Source organism: Daeguia caeni (assembly GCF_042653845.1).
Classification (GTDB): domain Bacteria; phylum Pseudomonadota; class Alphaproteobacteria; order Rhizobiales; family Rhizobiaceae; genus Brucella; species Brucella caeni.
Genome location: NZ_JBHSEL010000053.1, coordinates 191,050 through 216,252, shown reverse-complemented (window position 1 = coordinate 216,252; position 25,203 = coordinate 191,050). Strand labels below are relative to the sequence as shown.

Sequence of the window (25,203 nt, the reverse complement as noted above, 5' to 3'; positions counted from 1 at the left end):
AGAACCATAGTCTGGGTGGGAAACTGGCATGAGCTGAAACGGGGCTTGCCTTAAAAAGTGAACAAAAACAGTGCTGTGGCAGTGAGTGCAGACCATGACGCAAAATGCGACGCAAAGATCCGACAATTTTGCAGCCAAAATATCGCAAGGCGCGCCAGCTGATGCGATGCAGACGGGAACAGTCATTTCCCTGATGGAAAGCCCGGAACGGTTTGTAAACCGCGAATTTTCCTGGCTGCAATTCAATCGCCGTGTCCTTTATGAGGCAGCCAATCCGCGTCAGCCGCTGCTGGAACGGCTGCGTTTCCTGTCGATCTCGGCAACGAATCTCGATGAATTTTTCATGGTGCGCGTTGCCGGTCTGGCAGGGCAGGTGCGCGCCGGTGTGGCCATGCGCAGTGCCGACGGTCGCACGCCGCAGGAGCAGCTTGAATTTGTCCTGGAAGAAGTGGAGCGCCTGCAGGCAGAACAGCAGGACAGGCTGCGCGCCTTGCGCAAGGAACTTGAACAGGAAAATATCGAGATCGTGCGGCCATCTTCCCTGTCGAAGGCCGAGAAATGCTGGCTCGAAAACCATTTTCTCGATACGATCTTTCCGGTTCTGACGCCGCTTTCCATTGATCCGGCCCATCCCTTCCCGTTCATTCCCAATCTAGGCTTCACTATCGGCCTGCAGCTTGTGCGCCGTCTCGACAATCACCCGATGACTGCGCTGTTGCGCATTCCGACCGCGCTCAAGCGCTTCATCCAGCTGCCCAACGAGCAGAGCAATATTTATCGCTTCATTACCATCGAGGATGCGGTAAGCCTCTTTATCGGCCGCCTGTTTCCCGGCTATGAGGTACGTGGTGCAGGTACTTTCCGCATCATTCGCGACAGCGATATTGAAGTGGAGGAAGAAGCGGAAGATCTCGTGCGTCTGTTTGAAACGGCACTGAAACGCCGCAGGCGTGGTCAGGTGATCCGCATTGAATTTGACCGCGACATGCCGCCTGCCTTGCGCAGCTTCGTGGCAAGCGAACTGGGCGTTGCGGAAAACCGGATCAGCGTGCTTGATGGCCTGCTTGCGCTGAACATGATTTCAGAAATCGTCGCGATCCCGCGCGATGATCTGAAATTCGTTCCCTATAATCCGCGTTTTCCGGAACGCATCCGCGAACATGGCGGCGACTGTTTTGCTGCCATTCGCGAGAAGGATCTCGTCGTTCATCATCCTTATGAGTCGTTTGATGTCGTGGTGCAGTTTCTGCGGCAGGCGGCGGCCGATCCGGATGTGCTGGCGATCAAGCAGACGCTTTACCGCACGTCCAATGACAGCCCGATCGTACGCGCGCTGGTGGATGCGGCAGAGGCAGGAAAATCCGTCACGGCGCTGGTCGAGCTGAAGGCGCGCTTTGACGAAGAAGCCAATATACGCTGGGCGCGCGATCTGGAACGGGCTGGCGTGCAGGTAGTTTTCGGCTTCTTTGAATGGAAGACCCATGCCAAGATGTCGCTCGTGGTGCGGCGCGAAGACCAGAAATTGCGCTCCTATGTGCATCTTGGCACTGGCAATTACCATCCGATCACGGCGCGCATCTATACGGATCTGTCCTTCTTCACCACGGATCCGGATATTTCGCGCGATGTTGGCAATGTTTTCAATTTCATCACCAGCTATGCCCAGCCAACGGATGAGATGAAAGTCGCTATTTCGCCGATTTCACTGCGCCAGCGCATTCTCAAGCATATTGAGGATGAGATTGCCAATGCACGCGCCGGAAAACCGGCGGCGATCTGGATGAAGATGAACGCGCTGGTTGATCCACAGATTATTGACGCGCTTTATACGGCAAGTCAGGCGGGGGTGCAGATCGAGTTGGTGGTGCGCGGCATTTGCTGCCTGCGTCCGGGTGTTCCGGGCCTGTCCGACAATATCCGAGCCAAGTCGATAGTCGGCCGTTTCCTTGAACACAGCCGCATTTTCTGCTTCGGCAACGGGTATGATCTGCCGTCGCCCAATGCCATTGTCTATATCGGCTCGGCGGACATGATGCCGCGCAATCTCGACCGACGTGTCGAAACACTGGTGCCCATCACCAATGAAACGGTGCACCAGCAGGTACTGTCGCAGATCATGTTTGCCAACATACTTGATAACCAGCAGAGCTATCAGCTACTTGCGGATGGTACCTCTCGCCGGATAGAAAAGGCAGACGAAGAGGAAGCTTTCAACGCGCAGGAATATTTCATGACCAATCCAAGTCTTTCTGGTCGCGGCAAGTCGCTGAAGTCGTCAGCTCCTCATCTTATCGCGCATCGCAAGCGCGTACAGGCGGAAAGAAACACCACCGCATGAGTCCAGCAATCGCGCAAGGTCGCCTGAAGGGCCTCAAACCCGTTGCCGTCATCGATATTGGCTCGAACTCGGTTCGCCTTGTCATATATGAAGGCATCGTGCGTTCACCCACCGTGCTGTTCAATGAAAAGATCCTGTGCGGGCTTGGCAAGGGACTGGCCAAGACCGGACGTCTCAATGAAAAATCCGTGGAAGCGGCCTTGCGGGCGTTGAAACGTTTCCGGGCCCTGGCCGAGCAGGCCGACGCCATTTCCATTCATGCGCTGGCTACGGCTGCCGCGCGCGAGGCAAAGAACGGCCCGGACTTCATTGCGCAGGCGGAAGCCATTCTAGGCCGTCATATTGAAGTCTTGTCCGGCAAGCAGGAAGCCTATTATTCCGCGCTTGGCATCATTTCCGGTTTTTACAAGCCCAAAGGGGTGGCAGGCGACCTTGGCGGCGGCAGTCTCGAACTGGTCGCCGTTGATGATCATGACATAGGCGAGGGGATCACATTGCCGCTTGGCGGCCTGCGGCTGCAGGATATGGCGAATGAGAAATTGTCCGAGGCTGCCAGGATTGCGCGCAAGGAGCTTGCACGCGCTGCACTGCTGCAGGCCCATGAGGGGCAGATATTCTATGCAGTTGGCGGCACATGGCGCAATCTTGCCAAGCTGCACATGACACAGAAGAACTACCCACTGCATGTCATGCATGGCTATGAGATCGAGACAGGAGAGGCGATCAGCTTTCTGAAGCGTGTCGCCAAGGGCAATCTCGATGCGCTGCGCGGGATTGATTCCATCTCGAAAAACCGCCGCCAGCTTCTTGCCTATGGCGCAACTGTCCTGCTTGAGACGATCAAGCGCATGAAGCCGTCAAAAATCGTCTTTTCGGCGCTTGGCGTGCGTGAAGGCTATCTTTATTCGCTGTTGCCTGCGAGCGAACAGCGGCTTGATCCGCTGTTGTCTTCGGCAGAGGAATTGGCGGTGCTGCGCTCGCGTTCGCCGCGCCATGCACGGGAACTGGCTGTCTGGACGACCTTGTCGCTCCAGGCTCTCGGGATGGAAGAAAGCGAGGATGAGACGCGCTACCGGCAGGCAGCCTGCCTGATGGCGGATATAAGCTGGCGTGCGCATCCGGATTATCGTGGCTCGCAGGCACTGAACATCATTGCGCATGGCTCGTTCAGCGGCATTGATCATCCGGGCCGCTGCTATATGGCTCTGGCCAATTATTACCGCCACGAAGGTCTGGTGGACGACGATATTGCACCGGAAATCATGAAGCTGGTGCCGCAGCGCCTGCGCGAGCGCGCCAAGCTGCTGGGCGCGCTGTTGCGTGTGGTCTATCTCTTGTCGGCCTCCATGCCAGGCGTCATTCCGCGGCTCGTCTGGCGGCAAAATGGCGATGTGCTGGAACTGGTCGTGCCAGGCGATCTGGCGGATCTGATCTCAGACCGTCCGGAAGGACGCCTGCAGCAGCTTGCCAAGGTGACAGGTCGCGATATTCGCTTTGCCATCAGCGAGGAGCGGGAAGGGGCATAAGCAGGTGTGGGGCGCAGCACCGGTCAGCGCCGCTAGCAGTTCCAGGAAAAGTGGGAACCGGTTTTCCGCCTGGAACTGCGACAAACAATCAAGCAGTTCCAGGAAAAGTGGGAACCGGTTTTCCGTCCGGAACTGCGCATCAGCGTATTCGTCAATCTGAATTGCTCTATGTTCAGTCAAGCGGCACGACGCGAATGCGGCGGTTTTCAAAGCGGAGAGCGATCTTGCCATCAATCAGGTCAAGCGCCTTCTGACCGAACAACTCACGCCGCCAGCCATGCAGGGCCGGGACATTGGCCTTTTCGCCTTCACTGGCAATCTTTTCAATGTCATCGGAACTGGCGACGACCTTGGCGGCAACGCCATGCTCTTCGGTAACGAGTTTCAGCAGCACTTTCAGAAGATCGGCTGCTGCAGCACTGCCTTCTGCCGATTGTGGCTGCTTGGGCAGGCGCGGCAGTTCCTCCTTCGGCAGGGCAATGGCTGCCTGTATGGCCTCGATCAGCCCGGCGGCCTGTGACGAGCGCTCCCAGCCTTTTGGAATGGAGCGCAGTCGTCCCAGCGCTTCCGATGTGCGCGGCTGCTGTTGGGCAATTTCGGCGATGGTATCATCTTTCAGGATACGGCCGCGCGGCACATTGCGTTCCCGTGCGGCGCGCTCGCGCCATGCGGCAACACTTTGCACAATGGCCAGCTCAATCGGCTTCTTCACCCGCGCCTTGACCCGGCGCCATGCATCATCCGGATGCATGTCATAGGTTTCCCGGGCGCACAGAACGGCCATTTCCTCTTTTACCCAGTCGGCGCGGCCTTCCCTTTCAAGCGCACTCTTCAGATGGAGATAGATGTCGCGCAGATAGGTGACATCGGCCAGAGCATAATCGAGCTGTTTTTCTGACAGCGGACGATGGCGCCAGTCGGTAAAGCGTGAGGATTTGTCAATATGCTTGCCGGTTACTCTCTGCACCAGCTGGTCGTAGGAAATGGAATCGCCAAAGCCGCAGACCATGGCGGCGACCTGTGTGTCGAAGACCGGCGCGGGGATGAGGTTTCCGAGATGAAAGATGATCTCAATGTCCTGACGCGCAGCGTGGAACACCTTCACGATTCTTTCATCGGCCATGAGCCGGAAGAAGGGCGCAAGATCAAGCCCCGGCGCCAGCGCATCAACCAGCGCGGTCTGGTCGGGTGAGGCCATCTGGATCAGACATAATTCCGGCCAGAACGTCGTTTCCCGAATGAATTCGGTGTCGACCGTCACGAAATCGGACCTGGTCAGAGCGGATACGGCCTCTTCAAGGGCCTGTGTCGTAGTAATGAGTTGCATGACGATCTGTTTAGACAATGAAGCCGGATTTGTCTCGGTTGAATTTGCGTGCGAGAATGAGCCAAATCGCGCGAAGCACAAGCGAAAATCGCACTTTTTTCCGCAATGCGTGTATGTGCACGTTAATCCGAAGGCCCGGAGAAGGAATGCAGACTTGACAAAAGCCGGTCAAAATGCGCTTTTCCGCCAGAATTTGCAGTCTCTTGCTGCACTGACTTATCCTATTCCAAAAGGCAGAAATCATGCACCGTTACCGCAGCCATACCTGCGCAGCCCTTCGCAAGGCGGATGTGGGTTCGAATGTCCGACTGTCAGGCTGGGTTCACCGCGTCCGTGACCATGGCGGCATTCTGTTTATCGACCTTCGTGACCATTATGGCATCACGCAGATTGTCGCCGATCCTGATTCGCCAGCTTTCAAGGTTGCCGAAACCGTTCGTGGCGAATGGGTCATTCGCGTCGATGGTGAAGTGAAGGCCCGCGCCGAGGAAGCCATCAATCCGAATCTGGCGACTGGCGAGATCGAAATCTTCGCCACCGAGATCGAAGTGCTTTCTGCGGCCAAGGAATTGCCGCTGCCAGTCTTCGGTGAACCGGACTATCCGGAAGATATTCGTCTGAAATATCGTTTCCTTGATCTGCGTCGCGAAACGCTGCACAAGAACATCATGAGCCGCACCAAGATCATTGCCGCGATGCGTCGCAGCATGACCGAGATCGGCTTCAATGAATTCACCACGCCGATCCTGACGGCTTCCTCGCCGGAAGGCGCGCGCGACTTCCTCGTGCCAAGCCGTATCCATCCGGGCAAGTTCTATGCGTTGCCGCAGGCGCCGCAGCAGTACAAGCAGCTTCTGATGGTGGCCGGTTTCGACCGCTATTTCCAGATTGCGCCGTGTTTCCGCGATGAGGATCCACGTGCCGACCGTCTGCCGGGCGAATTCTACCAGCTCGACCTTGAAATGAGCTTTGTGACCCAGGAAGAGATCTGGGAAACGATGGAGCCGGTCATTCGTGGCATTTTCGAGGAATTCGCCGATGGCAAGCCGGTAACGCAAAAGTTCCCGCGCATTCCTTATGACGAAGCCATCCGCAAATATGGCTCGGACAAGCCTGACCTGCGCAATCCGATCGTGATGGAGGAAGTGACCGGACATTTTGCCGGTTCCGGCTTCAAGGTCTTTGCCAACATGATCGCCAATGACCCGAAGGTCGAGGTCTGGGCAATTCCGGCCAGGACTGGCGGCAGTCGCGCCTTCTGCGATCGCATGAATTCATGGGCGCAGAGCGAAGGCCAGCCGGGTCTCGGCTATATCTTCTGGCGCAAGGAAGGCGACAAGCTGGAAGGCGCTGGCCCGATTGCCAAGAATATTGGCGAGGAACGCACTGAAGCCATCCGTCAGCAGCTTGGTCTGGATGATGGCGATGCCTGCTTCTTCGTTGCTGGTCTGCCGTCCAAATTCTACAAATTTGCAGGTGAAGCCCGTACGCGCGCCGGCGAGGAGCTCAACCTCGTTGACCGTGACCGTTTCGAACTGGCCTGGATCATAGACTTCCCGTTCTATGAATGGGACGAGGACAACAAGAAGCTCGACTTCGCGCATAATCCGTTCTCCATGCCGCAGGGCGGTCTGGAGGCGCTGGAAACCATGGATCCGCTCGAAATCAAGGCATATCAGTACGACATGGTCTGCAATGGCTTTGAAATCGCCTCAGGCTCGATCCGTAACCAGCTGCCGGAAGTCATGGTCAAGGCCTTCGAAAAGGTCGGTCTCAGCCAGAAGGATGTGGAAGAACGTTTCGGCGGGCTCTACCGCGCCTTCCAGTATGGTGCACCACCGCATGGCGGCATGGCTGTCGGCATTGACCGCGTGATCATGCTGTTGGTGGGGGCTAAGAACCTGCGCGAGATCTCGCTGTTCCCGATGAACCAGCAGGCGCTTGATCTGCTGATGGGTGCGCCGTCGGAAGTCACGCCGGCGCAGCTGCGCGATCTGCATATCCGTCTGGCACCGGTTCAGAAGAGCTGAGAATTTTAAAAAGGCTGAAAAAACCCGGCCTTGGCCGGGTTTTTTTATAATCTGATTCTGATCAGTTATTGGCTTCCACGCCGACTTTCAGCAGCTGGACGATTCTTGTCGGATCAACGGAGGCCGTTGCGACGATCGTGGCAAAGGTCACGGGATTATCCGGCGTTGCGCTGATGGTGAAGGATTTCGGATCGCTCATGAACTTGTTGACGGCATTCGACAGTTTCTGCGTCAGCTCGGGATCGTTGAGCTGGGCGGCAATCATCGGAGCCATGGCCTTGATCTGGTTGCTCAGCATGGCGGGATCAGTGCCCTGTTGCTTGGCGAAATAGGCCAGCAGTTTCTGTACCATGTCGTCATTGTCAAAGCGGATGGACATGTTCTTTATGCTGAGCTGTTGGATCAGCGACAGAAAGGCAAGGCCGGCGGCCGAGTCATCCTGCTCCTTGGTTTCAGCAATCGCCTTCTGCGTTTTTTCAACGGCATCAATGAATGCAAGGTCGTAGCCGCCCATGCTCAGGGAGAGATTGAGCTTGCCAATCTTCCGGGCGTCCAGTTCAAGCTGATCGACTGTCAGTTCACCCGACATGGGCGACCAGCTGCCTTTTGAGTTCAGGGATGCTTCAAACTTGTCGATACCGAGAGGCTCAAACGCCGCACTGCCATTTTTCGGCACATTGACCGTGATCGAGTCGATGCCCCATTCGTAGCTGATCTTCTCCGGCTTGTTGGAGGAATCCACGGTCAGATTCAGCCCCTTATAGGCGATGACATTGCCAGTTGTGCCGCTTGCATTGATTTCATCGATATGCACGCGATCAGCCGCAATGAATTTATCGACAGGGTTGGCAGGCTTTTCCGAAGGAATACGATAATTGTCTAGGCTCATGCCGGAAAGGCGGATGGTTACATCTTCCTTTACCACCTTGTCTGCCTGATCGGAGGCTTCCTCATCATTGTCAGCATCATCCGCCGCAATGGAGATTGTGGTGGTCGTCCTGATGGTGAAATCCGGAACAGTGACATGCTGGACCAGATAACCACCGTCTGGCGTATCCTGGACGTTTTGCAGCGTGATGTTGCCGACCGAGATCTTGCTGTCAGGCTCGGATGCCAAGGCATAGGACGTGCCCTCAAGTATGATGTCCATGCCGTCTGCCCTGACCCCGGTAAACTCAATGCTGGCTCCCTGCCGGGCAACCACAGCCTTGAGGCGTTCTGCCACGGCATTGGCGTCAGCGGCGAAGGCTGCGGTGCCAAGGAGGAGCGATATAGCCGTTCCGGTTGCCAGAAGGCGAACGGTTGGCAGAACAGTATAAGGATTTTGCATATAGGGCTCCCGAATTATCCATTTTGAAAACAAGTTGTAAAACGAAACGGCGATTTTTCAAACTGACTTTGATTCGCATCATAGAACCGGGGATAAGCCAGATTGGGCTGCCTAATTGACTGGAAAAGGCGGTGTAATTGCGGCGAATGTACTGGATTGGTTCTCATCCGTACTTGCTGATGATTCGCGCAATTGGTACTAGGTGATATGGGTAAAAGTCTGATTCCGCCTGGCGATGGCGAAGATAATATTGAACGGATTGATCTGAAATCCGCTCTTGAAGAGCGTTATCTCTCATATGCTCTGTCCACGATCATGCACCGTGCGCTGCCGGATGTGCGCGACGGGCTGAAGCCCGTGCATCGGCGCATCATGCATGCGATGCGGCTTTTGCGGCTTAATCCTGATCAGGCCTATGCAAAATGCGCGCGTATTGTCGGTGATGTGATGGGTAAGTTCCATCCGCATGGCGATGCGTCGATCTATGATGCTTTGGTGCGTCTGGCGCAGGATTTTGCCGTGCGCTATCCGCTTGTCGATGGGCAGGGCAATTTCGGCAATATCGATGGCGATAATGCTGCCGCCATGCGCTATACTGAAGCGCGCATGACGGAAGTGGCGATGCTGCTTCTGGAAGGCATCAATGAAAATGCGATCGATTTTCGTCCGACCTATAATGAGGAGGACGAGGAGCCGGTTGTTTTGCCGGGCGCTTTCCCGAACCTGCTTGCCAATGGCTCATCCGGCATTGCAGTTGGCATGGCGACCAATATTCCGCCGCATAATGTGGCGGAGATCTGCTCGTCCGCGCTTTATCTCATCAACCATCCTGATGCGACAGTTGAAGAGCTTTTGACCTCGCCGGAAGAGTGGGAGGCGCTGAAGCGCGAAGCGGAGACCGATCCGTCGGCCTTGCTGAAATGCAAGGTGCGTGGCCCCGATTTTCCGACTGGCGGTGTGCTGGTTGAGGACTATGCCAATATTGTCGAGGCCTATCGCACGGGGCGCGGTGCTTTCCGCACTCGCGCGCGCTGGCACAAGGAAGAAGGCAATCGCGGCACCTGGGTCATTGTGGTAACCGAAATTCCCTATCAGGTGCAGAAGTCGCGCCTGATCGAGAAGATCGCCGAACTGTTGATTGCCAAGAAGCTGCCGCTGCTCGACGATATTCGCGATGAATCGGCAGAAGACATCCGCATCGTTCTTGAACCGAAGAGCCGCACGGTTGATCCGGAGCTGTTGATGGAATCGCTGTTCAAGCTGACCGAGCTTGAAAGCCGCATTTCGCTCAACATGAACGTGCTGTCGCATGGCAAGGTGCCGAATGTGTTGTCGCTTGCCGGCGTGCTGCGCGAATGGCTTGATCACCGCAAGGAAGTGCTGGTGCGCCGCTCGCAGTTCCGGCTGGAGGAGATCAACAAGCGGCTGGAAATTCTGGGCGGCTTCCTGATTGCCTACCTCAATCTGGATGAGGTCATCCGCATCATTCGTGAGGAGGATGAGCCGAAACAGGAATTGATGAAGGCCTTCAACCTGACCGACATGCAGGCGGAATCGATCCTCAATATGCGCCTGCGTTCGTTGCGCAAGCTTGAGGAATTCGAGATCCGCAAGGAATTTGATGCGCTGACTGTCGAAAAATCCGACCTTGAAGCGCTTCTTGCGTCCGGCACGCGCCAGTGGAAAAAGATCAGCGCGGAAATCAAGGCCGTGCGCGACAAGTTTGGGCCGAATACCAGGCTTGGCAAGCGGCGCACGACCTTTGCCGAGGCGCCGAACCACGACATTGAAGAAATCCAGCAAGCCATGATCGAACGCGAGCCGGTCACGATTGTCGTGTCGGAAAAGGGCTGGCTGCGCGCGATGAAGGGGCATCTGGCCGACTTCTCGACATTGTCCTTCAAGGAAGGTGACAAGCTGAAACTGGCCTTTCATGCCGAAACAACGGACAAGATCCTGTTCCTGACCACGGGCGGCAAATTCTTTACCATTGCCGCCAATACGCTGCCGGGCGGTCGCGGGCATGGTGAGCCGATCCGCATTCTGGTCGACATGGACAATGATCAGGATATCCTGACCGCCTTTGTCCATGATCCATCAGCCAAGCTGCTGCTGGTCTCGCATGAGGGCAATGGCTTCATCGTTCCGGAAAGCGAGGCGGTCGCCAATACCCGCAAGGGCAAGCAGGTGATGAATGTCAAACTGCCGGATGAGGCCAAGCTGTGCCAGCGCGTCAATGGCGATCATGTCGCGGTGGTGGGCGAAAACCGCAAGATGCTGATCTTCCCGCTGTCGGAAATTCCGGAAATGACACGCGGCAAGGGCGTGCGTCTCCAGAAATACAAGGATGGTGGCGTTTCCGACGTGCGCACCTTCTTCATGGCGGATGGCCTGACATGGCAGGATTCGGCAGACCGCACCTTTACACGCAAGAAGGAAGAGCTGATTGAATGGATGGGCGCGCGTGCTTCGGCAGGCCGTCTGGTGCCGAAGGGATTTCCGCGCTCCGGCAAGTTCTGACAGCATCTCGTGCCATTCGAAAGGGCATATCCCAAAACTAAACCCCGCTGATGTCAGCGGGGTTTGATTTTGACGGCAAGCGGTTTTGAAACTGATTCAAAAAATGCCGCATGCTGTTGTTCTTGTTATTATTCCGGCGGGGGCTTTGCCGGAATAATCGCTTATTCGCCGCCGGCCTGCACCGGATTTGGGCGGCGCTTTTCAATGGCATATTTCAGCAAGGCGGCAGTGCGGAAAATACCGTGAGCGAATTTGCCGTAAGGCAGCGTCAGGAACAGGCCCATGACGAAGCCAAGATGCAGCGCCAGCAATAGCGGCATGGCGGCCGTTTCGCGCAAGCCCAGAAGGGCAAGGCCGGTCAGGCTGATGAAGAACAGGAGCGCGATGAAACCACGATCCATGCTCTTCTGACGTTCATCGATCTGTTTCGGATTGCGGCGCAGATTGAGCCAGAACAGGCCGGCCGGGCCAACCAGAAGGCCGATGCCGCCAAGTGTTCCGAGAATGACCGGCAGGCTGAAGATCGGATATGGCGCTTCATAGGCCCAGAGATAATGGTAGAGCGTTGCCACAGAGGTTGCGGCAAAGCACAGCATGAAGCCATAGAAGGTGAAATGATGGAACAGGCGACGACGATGGGTGAAGGCATCGTCCTCATTGTTGCAGCCATCACCATGACCGCCATCGAGATATTTCAGCGTCAGCACATTCTGCGCCGTTTCACCGACGGTTGCCGGGATGGAGACCGGCTTGCCCGGTTCTGAAATTTCGCGCCAGAAGCGGGTGACGCCGATGGCAAGGGCCAGAATGGCGAAGCAGAACACGACGCCAAAGACGAGCGCCAGCGTATTATGCGGGAAGACCGCATAGAAATTGGCGCCAAGGCCCGGCACGAACAGGCTGCCCGAGGCCATGATCGTTGCGATCAGGAAGGCGGCAAGGCCAAGGCTCACCGACATGGCAACCGTCAGGCCATTGCGGCGGTAAAGCTTGCCCAGGGATTTAGGGAAAGCATATTCGATATAGGTGTCGCGGCGGATGCTCGCCAACGTCTTTGGCACATTGACGCCGAATTCATGCGGCGGGGCATATTGGCAGGCATAAAGACATGCCGAGCAGTTGTGGCAAAGATTGGCGAGGTAATGCGTGTCTGCGACATTGAAGTCGAGACGGCGCGTCATGGCCGGGAAGACTGCGCAGAAGCCTTCGCAATAGCGGCAGGCATTGCAGATGTGCAGGATGCGATCAGCCTCAGCGGAATTGGCTTCCAGTTCGCGTTCGGCCTCTTGCGCGAGGCTCATGAGGGATTGGGTTGCCGCCATTTCAAGCGCTCCTCGATTGTTCTGCGCCGCGTGCGGCTGCGGCCGCACGTGTTCCGGCGATGCGGCCAAAGGCCGTACCGATGCTCATTCCAACGCCAGCCGTGTAGCCTTTGCCGAGCACGTTGCCGGCCATCATTTCACCAGCCACGAACAGATTGGGACTTGGCACGTCGTTGAAGCGGACGGCTGCGGTTTCATCCACCTTCAGGCCGAGATAGGTGAAGGTGATGCCCGGACGCAGTGCATAGCCATAGAAGGGCGGTGTATCGATGGTCTGTGCCCAGTGGGTCTTGGGTGGGGTAAGGCCTTCCGTTCTGCAATCATCAAGCACGGTGTGATTGAAGGTGCCCGGACGCACGGCTGCATTATAGCTGCTGAGCGTTTGCATGAAGTTTTCAACCGGAAGCCCAAGCTTTTCAGCCAGTTCCGGCAGGCTGTCAGCTTTCACGCCGGGGAAGACCGGTGGCATGAAACGGCCAACGACCTTGCGGTCGATGATCGAATAGCCGATCTGACCCGGCTGCTGGGCAACAAGGCGTCCCCAGATGGCATAGCGCTTTGGCCAGAAATCCTCACCTTCGTCATAGAAGCGTTCGCCATCGCGGTTGACGACCACGCCAAGCGAAACACAGTCGATACGGGTGCAGATGCCACCATCATAAAGCGGTGCGCGGGCGTCGATGGCCACGCAGTGCCCCTGTGACGGATCGCCGATGATGTCGGCGCCCGCCTTCATCATGAATTTGAGCAGAACGCCCTGATTGAAGCGGGTGCCGCGAATAAGGAAATTGTCGGCTGGCCATTCGCCGCGTTCGTTCACCCCCCATGCCTCGCGCAGCCATTCGCGGTTCGATTCAAAGCCGCCGGCAGCCAGCACGCAGGCCTTCGCATGGATCAGCTCACCGCTTTCTGTCCTTGCGGCAATAAACTTGCCGTCTTCAAGCACCAGTTCGCTGATCGGTGTTTCGTAGCGGATCTGTACACCGAGTTTTTCCGCGCTGCGGTAATAGGCATTGACCAGCGCCTTGCCGCCGCCCATGAAAAAGGCGTTGGTACGGGCAACATGCAATGCACCGGAAAGGGGTGGCTGGAAGCGCACGCCATGCTTGCGCATCCAGTCGCGGCAACTGGATGAAGCGCGGATGACCAGGCGGGCCAGATGCTCGTTGGTCTGGCCGCCTGTCACCTTCAGAAGATCCTGCCAGAATTCTTCTTCCGGATAGGAGTCAACCAGCACGTCCTGCGGCCCATCATGCATGCAGCGCAGATTGCGGGTATGCTGGGAATTGCCGCCGCGCCATTCCTTTGGGGCTGCTTCAACCAGAAGCACGGATGCGCCAGCCTCACGCGCCATCAAGGCCGCGCAAAGCGCCGCATTGCCGCCGCCGATGACCAATACGTCGATCACGTTTGTTCTCCTTAAAGTTTCAGCGCAGCTTTAAGGAAGTCGTGTCGCGCGAGCCATCATCAGTTGCTTAATGCTTCTTCATGAATCGTGAAGGGTGGTGCCGATCCATTGGCCGCTGTTGACGAGATGGGCCACGGTCTTGCGCAATTGTGCTCTCAGCGCCAGAGCAGCCGGCGACAGTTCATGTTCCGGCAGGCTGACCAGAAGATTGGTGCGCTGTGCGCCCGCATCGGTGATGGCATGGACATCAAGCCTTGTCACCGAACTGCGTGCCAATGCCGCACCCGGCTGGATCGTATAGGCAATGCCGGCCGAGACCGCTTCCATGATGACGGCAAGGGAATCAATTTCCATGACGATATTGGGCACGATATTGACCGCCGCATAGGCGCGATCCAGCGTGTTGCGCAGGCCATGGCCGCGGCTGGGCAGAATGAGCGGCAGACCGGTCGTTGCAGCAAGGCTGATCGGGCCCTTGGCAATCTCAGGCCAGGGCTGTTCGCCCTTCTGTTCGGCTGGCCGGCCAATCAGGAACAGACTTTCGTCAAGCAGGGGTGTTGCTTCGCCGCGTGCCAGTGTGACGGCTTCGGCATTGAACAGGACGGCAAGATCGATCTGGCGCGTCTTGAGCATGCTTGCGAGATGGCCGGACATGCCTTCCACCAATTGCAGGCGGATATTGGGATAGCGCTTTTCCATGGTCTTGATGAGAGGAAGCGCCAGAATGGAGGCGGTTGTCGGTGCAAGGCCGAGCGAAACAACGCCGGAAAGGCGCGCACCCTGCGCGGCAGCAACGGCAGCATCAATATGGCGCAGCGCCAAAGTGGCGTGGCGGCAGAAAGCCTCGCCTGCTTCCGTAGGCGTCACGCCAGAAGCGCCGCGCACGAGAAGGCGGGCAGACAGTTCGCTTTCCAGACGGCTGATCTGCTGGCTGAGCGCGGATGTCGCCATGCCAAGCTCTGCCGCAGCCTTGCCAAGGCTGCCGCATTGTACGGCCGTCACAAAATATCGAAGCTGGCGCAACTCCATCATGAAATCCTGATGATTGATCAGCCCTATCAATCACATTGTGCCGCCGTATGAAAGAAGGGATGCGCATCTGATGTGCGCGGGAGAGGGCAAGTCTTAACCTTCGTAGCGTTTCCAGCCATTGGCTGTCAGATGTTCCTGCGGCGTGAAGCGGGTCTTGTACCGCATCTTGCGTGAGCCTTCGACCCAATAGCCGAGATAGACATAAGGCAGCCCGGCGGCACGTGCGCGTTCAATATGGTCAAGGATCATGAATGTGCCAAGCGAGCGTTCCGGCATGTGCGGCGAGAAGAACGAATAGACCATGGACAGGCCGTCGGACATGACATCGGTCAGGGCCGCAGCCACCAGTTCACCATCGTTCTTGGGATCCATGAAGCTTTCAGGCCCACGTTTGCGATATTCGATCACTTTGGTGTCGACATGGGTGTCTTCCACCATCATGGCATAATCAAGCACGGTCATGTCCGACATGCCGCCGGCATGATGGCGGGCGTCGAGATAGTCGCGGAACAGCGCATATTGTTCGGTGCTGGGATGGGCGCCCTGGGGACGGCCGATCAGGTCGCGATTGTGCTGCCAGACGCGTTTCATATTGCGCGTCATCTTGAAATCCTGCACGACAATGCGCACGGAAACGCAGGCACGGCAATTTTCACAGGCCGGACGATAAGCGATATTCTGGGAGCGACGGAACCCACCCTGGGTCAGGAGATCATTGATCTCGGCGGCCTTGTCACCGATCAGATGCGTAAACACCTTCCGTTCCATCTGGCCTTCCAGATAGGGGCAGGGAGACGGAGCCGTCAGAAAGAACTGCGGCGACTGTTGCGGTTGATGGGTCATTCAACATCCACAAAGGCGGTTTCACACCATCATCATAACGCAACAATTGAACCGGCTGCATAAAAGGTCAATAGGCATTATGGACAGCCGGCCTGATCGACGAAACCGCGGGTCCTGTCAGCGGTCAGAGCGGATCATCACGGTGCCAAGCAACAGGTCATGCACGCCGCGCTTGCGATCAAGCACCAGCATGGCCAAAAGAATCAGCGGTGTCAGAATCACATTGAGGCCCCAGAACAGTACCGTGTGCGCCACGGCGACAAGCGGATCAATCCGGACGCCATCAAGGCGTACCAGCTTGATATTCATCATCTGCATGCCTTTGGTTGCCTGCTGCTCGCCGCCGAGCGTACGGGCGACATAGAACAGTGCCACCAGCGGAAACATGATGGCATAAAGGCTCCAGCCCAGACCAAATGTCAGCAGGCCCAGAAATGCAATAAGGACGGCCGCTGGAATGCACAGCAAAAAGACGATCACATAATCAATCAGGAAGGCCATGACACGGCGGGTGCGCACACCTTCATAAAAGGCACGGCTGTCATATTGTGGTGTCATGATTTCTCCATGCAGAATATTGTCGGACATCATTCCTTCCAGTCGATATGTGCAGTATCAGACCGGTCTTTCTGCAAAACTGCGCTGATCAGAACGCATGCAACCCAGACGATCAGGTTCTACTGCCTGTAACAGTTTTGTAAAAATGGGGCTGGTATCCCTTCTATTCAAGGGAAATCAGTAGAGCATGGAAAAAAAGCGGTTTTGTGCCGTCAAAGTTATTTAAGCCGCTGCGCCGCATCAAGGGCGAAATATGTCAGGATCCCGTCACAGCCAGCGCGCTTGAAGGCAAGCAGGCTTTCCATCATCACCTTTTCCTCGTCAATCCAGCCATTCAGGGCGGCAGCCTTGATCATCGCATATTCGCCGGAGACCTGATAGGCGAAGGTCGGCAGCCGGAAGGTTTCCTTCAGCCGGTAGACAATATCGAGATAGGGCAGGCCGGGCTTGACCATCAGCATGTCAGCCCCTTCGGCAATGTCTTGTTCAGCTTCGCGCACCGCATCTTCGGAATTGGCCGGATCGACATAATAGGTTTTCTTGTCGCCCTTCAATAGGCCAAGCGTGCCGATCGCATCCCGATAAGGGCCATAAAAGGCTGATGCAAATTTGGCCGCATAGGACATGATCGGAATATGGTTGAAGCCATTTTCGTCAAGCGCCTTGCGGATGGCGCCAATGCGGCCATCCATCATGTCGGAAGGTGCAATCACATCCGCGCCGGCTTCGGCCTGGGACAGGGCGCCACGCACGATCATCTCGACCGATTCGTCATTGACGATCTCGCCATTGCGCAAGATGCCGTCATGACCATGGGTGGTGAAGGGGTCGAGGGCGGCATCGGTGATGATGCCGATTTCCGGCACTTCCTTCTTGATGGCGCGCACGGCGCGATTGATCAGATTGTCCGGATCCGTGATGTAGGAACCGTCTTCCGTCTTCTTTTCCGGATCCTCGCGCGGGAATGGGGCAATTGCCGGAATGCCGAGTTTGGCGGCCTTTTCTGCCATGCGTACGGCCATATCGACCGAATAGCGTTCAACGCCCGGCATGGCCTCGACAGGCTCTGCAACACCGGTGCCGGTGGTCAGGAAAAATGTCCAGATCAGGTCATTGACTGAGAGTTCGTTTTCCAGAACCAGCCGGCGCGACCAGTCGGTGCGACGCAAGCGCCGCAGCCGGCGCCCTCCGGTAACCTCGTCAATATGCGCACTGGCGCTTGCGGACGAAAACTGGGACGGGCGGTCTTTCATTGGCTTATCCTGATCTGACATATCCTTGCATGGGCAGATTGCCATGCGGAGTCGGTTTATAACCGGAAAAGTGGCAAAACCAAGTATAATCACGCAGATCGACAATCTGGTGGGATTGACGAAGGGGCACGCAATTTTTACCCCTGTGCATGGAAGGGAGAAATGACATGCAGTTTGACTTTGGGGGCGACGACGAAATCCGTTTCGAGCGTCAGGGAAAGGCTGGTCTGGTGCGTCTTACCCGCACTTCGGCGCTCAATGCATTGACTCATGACATGATCAAGGCGCTGGATCGCGCCTTGCGCACATGGGAACAGGATCCAGAGATTGCCTGTGTCATTGTGGAAGGCGAGGGGCGTGCATTCTGCGCCGGTGGCGATGTCGTTGCTGCTTACAAGGCCGGCCAACAGGGCGCGCCTGCCTATGATTTCTTCCATGACGAATATGTGCTCAATGCGCGTATTGGCCGTTTCCCAAAGCCTTATGTCTCGTTTCTCAACGGCATTGTCATGGGCGGTGGTGCTGGCATTTCGGTACATGGCTCGCACCGCATCGTCACCGAAAACACCCTGTTTGCCATGCCGGAGACCGGCATCGGCTTTTTCCCGGATGTCGGTGGTGGAGCTTTCCTGCCGCATCTCAAGCATAATTTTGGCTTCTATCTGGCGCTTACCGGCAACCGCATTCGCTGGGGGGATTGCCTGCAAAGCGGTATTGCCACCCATGCGGTTCTGGCAAAGGATCTTGACGCGGTGCGGGAAAAACTGATTGCCACGGGGGATGTCGAGGCAGCACTCACCAATCTGCAATATCCGGATTATGAGACATCGGCGGAAGCGCGTCTGATCATTGCGGACTGCTTTGAGGCAGCAAGCTTGAGCGCCTGTCTCGGTGCGCTTGAACAGGCCATGAATGCCGGCAGCAAGGATGCAGCCGACATCCTCAAGGTGATTGCAACGCGCTCGCCGACCAGTCTTGCCGTCACCTTCCGTCAGATCAATGAGGCGCGCCTGCTCAAGCTCGATGATGTGATGCGCATGGAATACCGTATTGCCTGCCGCATGCTGGAAGGACATGATTTTTATGAAGGCGTGCGTGCAGTACTGATCGACAAGGATGGCGCACCGGTCTGGCAGCCTTCCGATCTCGATTTGGTGACGGCAGATCAGGTGAATGCCTATTTCGCTCCTTTGGGTGAGAAGGAACTGGTCCTCTGATGCAGGAGATAGCGCTTAGCCAAACCAACCGTTTCAGTGATCTCGACTGGGCATATACCCTGTTTCTGCGGCTTCTTGCGCTGTTCGTTCTTGGTGAAGGCGTGCTTTACTGGGTGCGTCTGATCGGCATTTTCCCGGGGCTTCTGTGGCGTTTTGACCTGATGCCCTGGATGTGGCAAACGGCCTGCGTGGCGCTGGCCGTGCTTTTACCCGTGGCGGCTTGTGGCCTGTGGATGCGCACACCCTGGGGGGCGATCCTCTGGTTCATTGCTGCGGTTGGTGAGATCATGATCTATGCGGTTTTTGACCGCTATTTTGAATATCGGCCCTTCATTGCCGTCTTCAATGGTGCCGCCATTCTCACCTTTATGGTCTTTGTCATTCTGCTGCATCTGGAGCGGCGCAAGCAGATGCGCGCAAAGGCACTTGTTTGACGTCTTGCTTTCTTCTACAGAAAGAGCTGAAATAATAGGCAAGACTGACGGCGGTGGTATGACTTCATGAACCCCCCTGTCTGCGGTTACTTCGGTTGAAATGCTGGAGTACGTCCGGGCAGGGAAAGCTGTTTTAGCGTGTGCATCCCAATTTTCTTCAAATTGGGACATGATTAAGCCATAAAAAACCACTTAATCATTATAATACAACGCATGGGGATTATGCTATCGGACGCGCAGAGACCCAGCATGATTGCTGTTTCTACCGCCGAGTTACAGGGACAATGCCGTTTATGCGGTGCAGCCTTTCCGGGACGACTAGACGATGACCAAGACCGATAAAACTGCTGAAGCTTTCACTGTGGATCGCCGCCGCTTCCTGCGCGGTGCAGCAACTGTCGGACTGACAGCTGCCGTTTCCTCTGTTGCTTCTGCCTCTTTTGCCCAGCAGGCGCTCAATGATGTGCTTGCTGCGCCGCGTCGGGGAAATTGGGATGATCAGTTCGATGCACGTGTTCCAAGCAGCAAGACTGTTGCAACCAACCAGCCGGTGATCAGCGCACAGACCATCGCCGATGTGCAGACCGCAATCGGACAATATATGGATATTGTCGCGCGTGGCGGCTGGCCGGAAGTGCCGGGCCAGGCCAAGCTTCAGCTTGGCATGAGCGATCCGGCGGTGCAGGCCTTGCGTCGCCGTCTCATGGTCACGGGCGACCTGCCGCAAAGTGCGGGTATTTCCAATGCGTTTGACACTTATGTTGATGCGGCGGTGAAGCGTTTTCAGGCGCGCCATGGCCTGCCGGCCGATGGCGTCATGGGACAGTTTACCTATGCGGCGATGAATGTGAGCGCGCCTGCGCGCCTCAACCAGTTGCAGATCAATCTGCAGCGTCTCAACGAGCTTGTGGCGACCGGCGGCTCTGAACCACGCTTTGTCATGGTCAATATTCCGGCCGCACGCATCGAAGCGGTGGAAAATGGCAGCGTCGTACAGCGCCATACTGCCGTTGTCGGCAAGATCGACCGCCAGACGCCGATCCTCAATTCCAAGATCCATGAGGTCATCCTCAATCCTTACTGGACGGCGCCAAAGTCGATCATCCAGAAGGACATCATTCCGCTGATGCGCAAGGATCCGCAATATCTGGCCAAGAACAAGATCCGCCTTTACGACCAGTCCGGTCAGGAAGTTGCACCGGAAAGCGTCGACTGGAATACGGACGAGGCCGTAAAGCTGATGTTCCGTCAGGATCCGGGCAAGATCAATGCCATGTCCTCGACAAAGATCAACTTCCACAATCCTTATGCCGTTTACATGCACGATACACCGCAGAAGAGCTATTTCAACAAGCTCATGCGCTTTGACTCCTCGGGCTGCGTGCGCGTGCAGAATATTCGCGATCTTGACGTCTGGCTGCTGAAGAACACGCCGGGCTGGGATCGTCGGGCGATTGAAAGCACCATTCAGTCGGGCGTCAATACGCCGATCCAGCTTGCCGATCCGGTGCCGTTGCATTTTGTCTATATCAGCGCCTGGTCAACCGGCGGTGGCGTCGTGCAGTTCCGTGACGATATTTACAAGCTGGATGGCGCTGCAGAGCTGGCGCTAGGCAGCGCCACCTGATTCGTGCCGATTGATCGAGATTGCAGCCGCCCGGAGATCGACCGGGCGGCTTTTCATATTTTTCACCGGCTTAAATCCATTTGTCGTATTTTGGTATAAATTTTTCGGATTGCGACCATTGGCCTTGCAGCAACAAGTATGATAATGCCGCCACAGCCATTTCGCTTTTGCCGGGTTAATCAAAGGGTGTGGAACCATGTCGCACGACAACACCAGGAATGCGTTTTCAAACGCGTTCTTCAACGCCAGCCTCGAAGAGGTCGATTCCGAGATTTTTGCTGCAATTCGTAAGGAACTTGGCCGTCAGCGCCATGAGATCGAACTGATTGCTTCGGAAAATATTGTATCGCGCGCTGTTCTGGAAGCGCAGGGCTCGATCCTGACCAACAAATATGCCGAAGGTTATCCGGGCAAGCGTTATTATGGTGGTTGCCAGTATGTTGACGTTGTTGAGGAGCTGGCGATTGAACGCGCCAAGAAGCTCTTCAATGCGGAATTTGCCAATGTCCAGCCCAATTCCGGCAGCCAGATGAACCAGGCGGTGTTTCTGGCGCTTCTGCAGCCGGGCGACACATTCATGGGGCTTGATCTGAATTCGGGCGGCCACCTGACGCATGGTTCGCCGGTCAATATGTCCGGCAAGTGGTTCAACGTCGTTTCCTACGGCGTTCGTCAGGATGATCACCTGATCGACATGGACGAGGTTGCGCGTCTGGCACGTGAGAACAAGCCGAAGCTGATCCTTGCTGGCGGCACGGCCTATTCGCGCATCTGGGACTGGAAACGCTTCCGTGAAATCGCTGATGAAGTCGGCGCCTATCTCATGGTTGACATGGCGCATATTGCCGGTCTGGTTGCCGGTGGCGTACATCCGTCGCCAGTGCCGCATGCCCATGTTGTCACCACGACGACGCACAAGTCGCTGCGCGGCCCACGTGGCGGCATGATCCTGACCAACGATCCAGACATCGCCAAGAAGATCAATTCGGCTGTCTTCCCTGGTCTGCAGGGTGGGCCGCTGATGCATGTCATCGCTGGCAAGGCGGTTGCGCTGGGTGAGGCGTTGAAGCCGGAATTCAAGCTCTACGCACAGAATGTCGTAAATAATGCACGCGCTCTGGCGGACGAGCTGAAGGCACAGGGCCTGAACATTGTTTCGGGTGGTACAGACAACCACCTGATGCTGGTCGATCTGCGTCCGAAGAACGCAACCGGCAAGCGGGCGGAGGCTGCCCTTGGTCGCGCCAACATCACCTGCAACAAGAACGGTATTCCGTTCGATCCTGAAAAGCCGTTTGTCACTTCCGGCATCCGTCTTGGCACGCCGGCTGGCACGACACGTGGTTTCGGCACCGCCGAGTTCAAGGAAATCGGCGCGCTCATTGCCGAAGTTCTCGATGGCCTCAAGGTTGCCAATTCGGACGAAGGCAATGCCGCAGTTGAAGCAGCAGTGAAGCAGAAGGTCATTGCCCTGACCGAACGCTTCCCGATGTATGACTATCTCGGCTGATCGGAACTGCATCGTTTTTTAAAAAAGCCCCATTCATTTTCGGTGAGTGGGGCTTTTTGTTATTGTCTTGTCTTGTCTGGTCGCGTCGGGTTGATAGGCTATGGTGCCGGGAATCAGCTGCGGCCACGTCCCTGAGGCCAGCTCCAGTGTCGGGAGAGTTCCATGCGTTGTCCCTATTGTCAGTCTGAAGATACGCAAGTGAAGGATTCACGGCCCGCCGAAGAGGGCGCGGTTATTCGCAGGCGTCGGGTCTGTTCCGTCTGTGGCGGTCGTTTCACCACATTTGAGCGTGTGCAGTTGCGCGATCTGATGGTGATCAAGAAAAGTGGACGGCGCGTGCCATTTGATCGTGACAAGCTGACGCGCTCGATTGAAGTTGCACTGCGCAAGCGCGATGTCGATGTGGAACGGGTGGAACGCGCCATTTCGGGCATTGTGCGCCAGCTTGAAAGTTCGGGTGAAGCGGAAGTGACGTCCGAGGAAATCGGACGCCTGGCCATGGATGCGCTGAAAGGCATCGATGATATTGCCTATATCCGCTTCGCCTCGGTCTATCGCAATTTCAGCAAGGCGGTTGACTTTCACAATGTTATCGATGAACTGACCGCGTCCGAGGATGTGGAAGAGTAGAACGGCATGAGCGCAGCCGGAATGACCGCATCTGACATTGCAATGGATGACCAGCGCTTCATGGCAACGGCCATACGGTTTGCGCGCCGGCACAAGGGACTGACCGGCACCAATCCCTCCGTCGGCACAATTCTGGTCAGGGATGGCGTGATCATCGGGCGTGGTGTTACGGCGCTGGGAGGCAGGCCACATGCCGAGACACAGGCCATTGCCGAGGCCGGAGAGGCAGCACGTGGTGCAACCGCCTATGTGACGCTTGAGCCCTGCGCCCATCATGGCAAGACGCCACCTTGCGCGGAAGCACTGGTGCGTGCTGGTGTGGCACGCGTGGTGGTTGCGACGACAGATCCGGATGAGCGGGTGAGCGGCAAGGGATTTGCCATTCTGCACGCGGCCGGCATCGAGGTCGTCACCAATGTACTGTCCACAGAAGCAGCCGATGATCTTGCCGGCTATTTGATGCGCTCTTCCAGAAAACGACCGGAAGTGACGCTCAAGCTTGCGCTGTCGACCAATGGCATGATCGGCCTTCAGGGCGAAGGCCAGGTGGCAATTTCCGGTGTGGTCTCAAGGGCACAGGCCCATATCATGCGCGCGCAAAGCGATGTGATCCTGATCGGGATCGGTACGGCGCTGGCGGATGATCCGCTGCTTACCTGCCGTCTGCCAGGGCTCGAACAGCGCTCGCCTATCCGGCTGGTGCTGGATGATCATTTGCGCCTGCCATTGACATCCAGGCTGGTGCGCTCGGCCGCCGAAATTCCCGTCTGGATCGCCTGCCGCGAGGATGCGCCGGAGACAAGGCGCGAGGCGCTGATCAATGCCGGTTGCCGGGTTCTTGCCAATGAAAGCTTTGAGGGGCGCATTTCCCTGCCGGAGCTGATGGATGACTTGGCCGCGCAGGGGATTGCGTCTGTGCTTGTTGAAGGCGGTGCACGGATTGCCGAAAGCTTTCTGGATGATGATCTGGTGGATCGTCTGGCGATTTTCCAGTCGCCGAACGAAATTGATGCCGCGCGTGGTATTGCCGTTCGCGGGCTTTCAACCCATATCTCAGAAAAATACAAGAAACTGAGACAGTCGCATTATGGTGACGACTGCTATATCGAATATGTAAGGGGGGCCTGATGTTCACAGGCATTGTCACGGATATCGGCAAGGTCGAACGGATCAAGCCACTGAATGAAGGCGTTTTGCTGCGCATCGAAACGGCCTATGATCCTGAAACAATCGAGCTTGGCGCATCGATTGCCTGCTCTGGTGTCTGCCTGACGGTCGTGGCCCTGCCGGAAAAGAGCAGCAATGCGCATTGGTTTGAGGTCGAGGCCTGGGAAGAAGCATTGCGGCTGACCTCGATTGCAACCTGGCAGGTTGGTACGCGGATCAATCTGGAACGTTCGCTGAAGCTCGGTGATGAAATGGGCGGGCATCTGGTTTCCGGCCATGTCGATGGACAGGCGGAAATCATCGCGCGCAAGGAAGAAGGAGATGCGGTGCGTTTCACCCTGCGTGCGCCGGAAACGCTTGCCCCCTTTATTGCCCAGAAGGGGTCGGTTGCGCTGGATGGCACCTCGCTGACGGTCAATGACGTGCAGGACAATGAATTTGACGTTCTGATCATCCGCCACACGCTGGAAGTGACCACATGGGGGGAGCGCAAGGTGGGTGACAGGGTCAATATCGAAATCGACCAGCTTGCACGTTATGCAGCAAGGCTTGCGCAATATAGGAAATAGGCTTAGAGCCTAAAGCCAAAGAGCCTGCAGGGCATTTCAGTTTCAGGCGTTGATCGCATCTTTGCGGTTCGCAAAACATTGTCACGGAGTATCCCATGTCCAAGTACGAGGCGCGTGCGCCGCATCTGCTCATTGTCGAAGCACGTTTTTACGACGATCTGGCCGATGCGCTGCTGGATGGCGCAAAAGCCGCTCTTGATGAAGCTGGCGCGACCTATGATGTCGTAACCGTTCCGGGGGCATTGGAAATTCCGGCGACCATTTCCTTTGCGCTGGATGGCGCTGACAATGGCGGCACGCACTATGATGGCTTTGTGGCACTGGGCACGGTCATTCGCGGCGAAACCTATCATTTTGACATTGTCGCCAATGAATCCTGCCGTGCGCTGATGGATCTTTCGGTCGAGGAAGGCCTGGCGATCGGCAATGGCATTCTCACGGTTGAGAATGAGGAACAGGCCTGGGCGCGCGCACGTCGTGACGACAAGGACAAGGGCGGCTTTGCCGCACGCGCAGCCCTGACCATGATCGAATTGCGCAAGAAATTCGGAGCCTGATGATC

The 25,203-nt window shown here is 56.5% G+C and carries 20 protein-coding genes; 12 read left to right on the top strand and 8 right to left on the bottom strand.

Going from position 1 to position 25,203, the window contains the following annotated elements:
• Positions 1-166 precede the first annotated feature (166 nt).
• Together ACFO1V_RS08945 and ppx are read left to right on the top strand one after the other, a co-directional pair.
• On the top strand, positions 167-2,338 hold the full coding sequence (locus ACFO1V_RS08945; RefSeq protein WP_374829278.1) for an RNA degradosome polyphosphate kinase: 2,172 nt from the start codon (positions 167-169) through the stop codon (positions 2,336-2,338).
• Positions 2,335-3,864 (top strand): exopolyphosphatase, encoded by a 1,530-nt coding sequence (gene ppx, locus ACFO1V_RS08940; protein ID WP_374829280.1) that lies wholly within the window; start codon positions 2,335-2,337, stop codon positions 3,862-3,864. Before ACFO1V_RS08945 ends, ppx begins: the two co-directional genes overlap by 4 nt.
• Positions 3,865-4,036: 172 nt before the next feature.
• Here ppx and rnd read toward each other — a convergent pair whose 3' ends face one another.
• Positions 4,037-5,191: a ribonuclease D gene (gene rnd / locus ACFO1V_RS08935; RefSeq protein ID WP_374829282.1), complete on the bottom strand. Its 1,155-nt coding sequence runs from the start codon at positions 5,189-5,191 to the stop codon at positions 4,037-4,039.
• Between the two features lie 242 nt (positions 5,192-5,433).
• On the opposite strand from rnd, the gene aspS reads away from it, so the two are divergent.
• Entirely contained in the window at positions 5,434-7,221 is a 1,788-nt protein-coding gene (gene aspS / locus ACFO1V_RS08930) for an aspartate--tRNA ligase (RefSeq protein WP_374829284.1), read from the top strand.
• A gap of 61 nt (positions 7,222-7,282) precedes the next feature.
• On the opposite strand, the gene ACFO1V_RS08925 is transcribed toward aspS, so the two are convergent.
• Positions 7,283-8,551 carry a hypothetical protein gene (locus ACFO1V_RS08925; protein WP_374829286.1) on the bottom strand — a complete coding sequence of 423 codons (1,269 nt, stop codon included), beginning with the start codon at positions 8,549-8,551 and terminating at the stop codon, positions 7,283-7,285.
• Positions 8,552-8,758: 207 nt separating this feature from the next.
• On the opposite strand from ACFO1V_RS08925, the gene ACFO1V_RS08920 reads away from it, so the two are divergent.
• Positions 8,759-11,071 carry a DNA topoisomerase IV subunit A gene (locus ACFO1V_RS08920; protein WP_374829288.1) on the top strand — a complete coding sequence of 771 codons (2,313 nt, stop codon included), beginning with the start codon at positions 8,759-8,761 and terminating at the stop codon, positions 11,069-11,071.
• Between the two features lie 161 nt (positions 11,072-11,232).
• On the opposite strand, the gene tcuB is transcribed toward ACFO1V_RS08920, so the two are convergent.
• The 6 genes from tcuB to hemB all read right to left on the bottom strand — a co-directional run bounded on the left by tcuB (position 11,233) and on the right by hemB (position 17,487).
• Positions 11,233-12,372, bottom strand: a complete 1,140-nt coding sequence (gene tcuB / locus ACFO1V_RS08915; protein WP_374829662.1) for a tricarballylate utilization 4Fe-4S protein TcuB — start codon at positions 12,370-12,372, stop codon at positions 11,233-11,235.
• A 22-nt stretch (positions 12,373-12,394) separates the two neighbouring features.
• Positions 12,395-13,801 (bottom strand): FAD-dependent tricarballylate dehydrogenase TcuA, encoded by a 1,407-nt coding sequence (gene tcuA, locus ACFO1V_RS08910; protein WP_374829290.1) that lies wholly within the window; start codon positions 13,799-13,801, stop codon positions 12,395-12,397.
• A 78-nt stretch (positions 13,802-13,879) separates the two neighbouring features.
• Positions 13,880-14,833: a LysR family transcriptional regulator gene (locus ACFO1V_RS08905; RefSeq protein WP_374829292.1), complete on the bottom strand. Its 954-nt coding sequence runs from the start codon at positions 14,831-14,833 to the stop codon at positions 13,880-13,882.
• A gap of 93 nt (positions 14,834-14,926) precedes the next feature.
• The gene (locus ACFO1V_RS08900) at positions 14,927-15,676 is read right to left on the bottom strand and encodes an arginyltransferase (protein ID WP_374829294.1); all 750 of its coding nucleotides are present in this window, start codon (positions 15,674-15,676) and stop codon (positions 14,927-14,929) included.
• 117 nt (positions 15,677-15,793) lie between these two features.
• Positions 15,794-16,264, bottom strand: a complete 471-nt coding sequence (locus tag ACFO1V_RS08895; RefSeq protein ID WP_374829296.1) for an RDD family protein — start codon at positions 16,262-16,264, stop codon at positions 15,794-15,796.
• 188 nt (positions 16,265-16,452) lie between these two features.
• On the bottom strand, positions 16,453-17,487 hold the full coding sequence (gene hemB / locus ACFO1V_RS08890) for a porphobilinogen synthase (RefSeq protein ID WP_374829298.1): 1,035 nt from the start codon (positions 17,485-17,487) through the stop codon (positions 16,453-16,455).
• 167 nt (positions 17,488-17,654) lie between these two features.
• Here hemB and ACFO1V_RS08885 point away from each other — a divergent pair, with 167 nt between their 5' ends.
• The 8 genes from ACFO1V_RS08885 to ACFO1V_RS08850 all read left to right on the top strand — a co-directional run bounded on the left by ACFO1V_RS08885 (position 17,655) and on the right by ACFO1V_RS08850 (position 25,198).
• On the top strand, positions 17,655-18,704 hold the full coding sequence (locus ACFO1V_RS08885) for an enoyl-CoA hydratase/isomerase family protein (RefSeq protein WP_374829300.1): 1,050 nt from the start codon (positions 17,655-17,657) through the stop codon (positions 18,702-18,704).
• Complete coding sequence (locus ACFO1V_RS08880; RefSeq protein WP_374829302.1) at positions 18,704-19,138, top strand: DUF6163 family protein; 435 nt, start codon at positions 18,704-18,706, stop codon at positions 19,136-19,138. The genes ACFO1V_RS08885 and ACFO1V_RS08880 overlap by 1 nt, the downstream gene beginning before the upstream one ends.
• Before the next feature lie 325 nt (positions 19,139-19,463).
• Positions 19,464-20,765 carry a L,D-transpeptidase family protein gene (locus tag ACFO1V_RS08875; protein ID WP_374829304.1) on the top strand — a complete coding sequence of 434 codons (1,302 nt, stop codon included), beginning with the start codon at positions 19,464-19,466 and terminating at the stop codon, positions 20,763-20,765.
• A 196-nt stretch (positions 20,766-20,961) separates the two neighbouring features.
• A complete protein-coding gene (gene glyA, locus ACFO1V_RS08870; RefSeq protein WP_374829306.1) occupies positions 20,962-22,275 on the top strand; it encodes a serine hydroxymethyltransferase in 1,314 nt (437 codons plus the stop codon).
• Between the two features lie 162 nt (positions 22,276-22,437).
• Entirely contained in the window at positions 22,438-22,905 is a 468-nt protein-coding gene (gene nrdR, locus ACFO1V_RS08865) for a transcriptional regulator NrdR (protein WP_374829308.1), read from the top strand.
• A gap of 6 nt (positions 22,906-22,911) precedes the next feature.
• Entirely contained in the window at positions 22,912-24,033 is a 1,122-nt protein-coding gene (ribD, locus tag ACFO1V_RS08860) for a bifunctional diaminohydroxyphosphoribosylaminopyrimidine deaminase/5-amino-6-(5-phosphoribosylamino)uracil reductase RibD (protein WP_380075075.1), read from the top strand.
• Positions 24,033-24,641: a riboflavin synthase gene (locus ACFO1V_RS08855; RefSeq protein WP_374829312.1), complete on the top strand. Its 609-nt coding sequence runs from the start codon at positions 24,033-24,035 to the stop codon at positions 24,639-24,641. Before ribD ends, ACFO1V_RS08855 begins: the two co-directional genes overlap by 1 nt.
• A 95-nt stretch (positions 24,642-24,736) precedes the next feature.
• Complete coding sequence (locus ACFO1V_RS08850) at positions 24,737-25,198, top strand: 6,7-dimethyl-8-ribityllumazine synthase (protein WP_374829314.1); 462 nt, start codon at positions 24,737-24,739, stop codon at positions 25,196-25,198.
• Positions 25,199-25,203 lie beyond the last annotated feature (5 nt).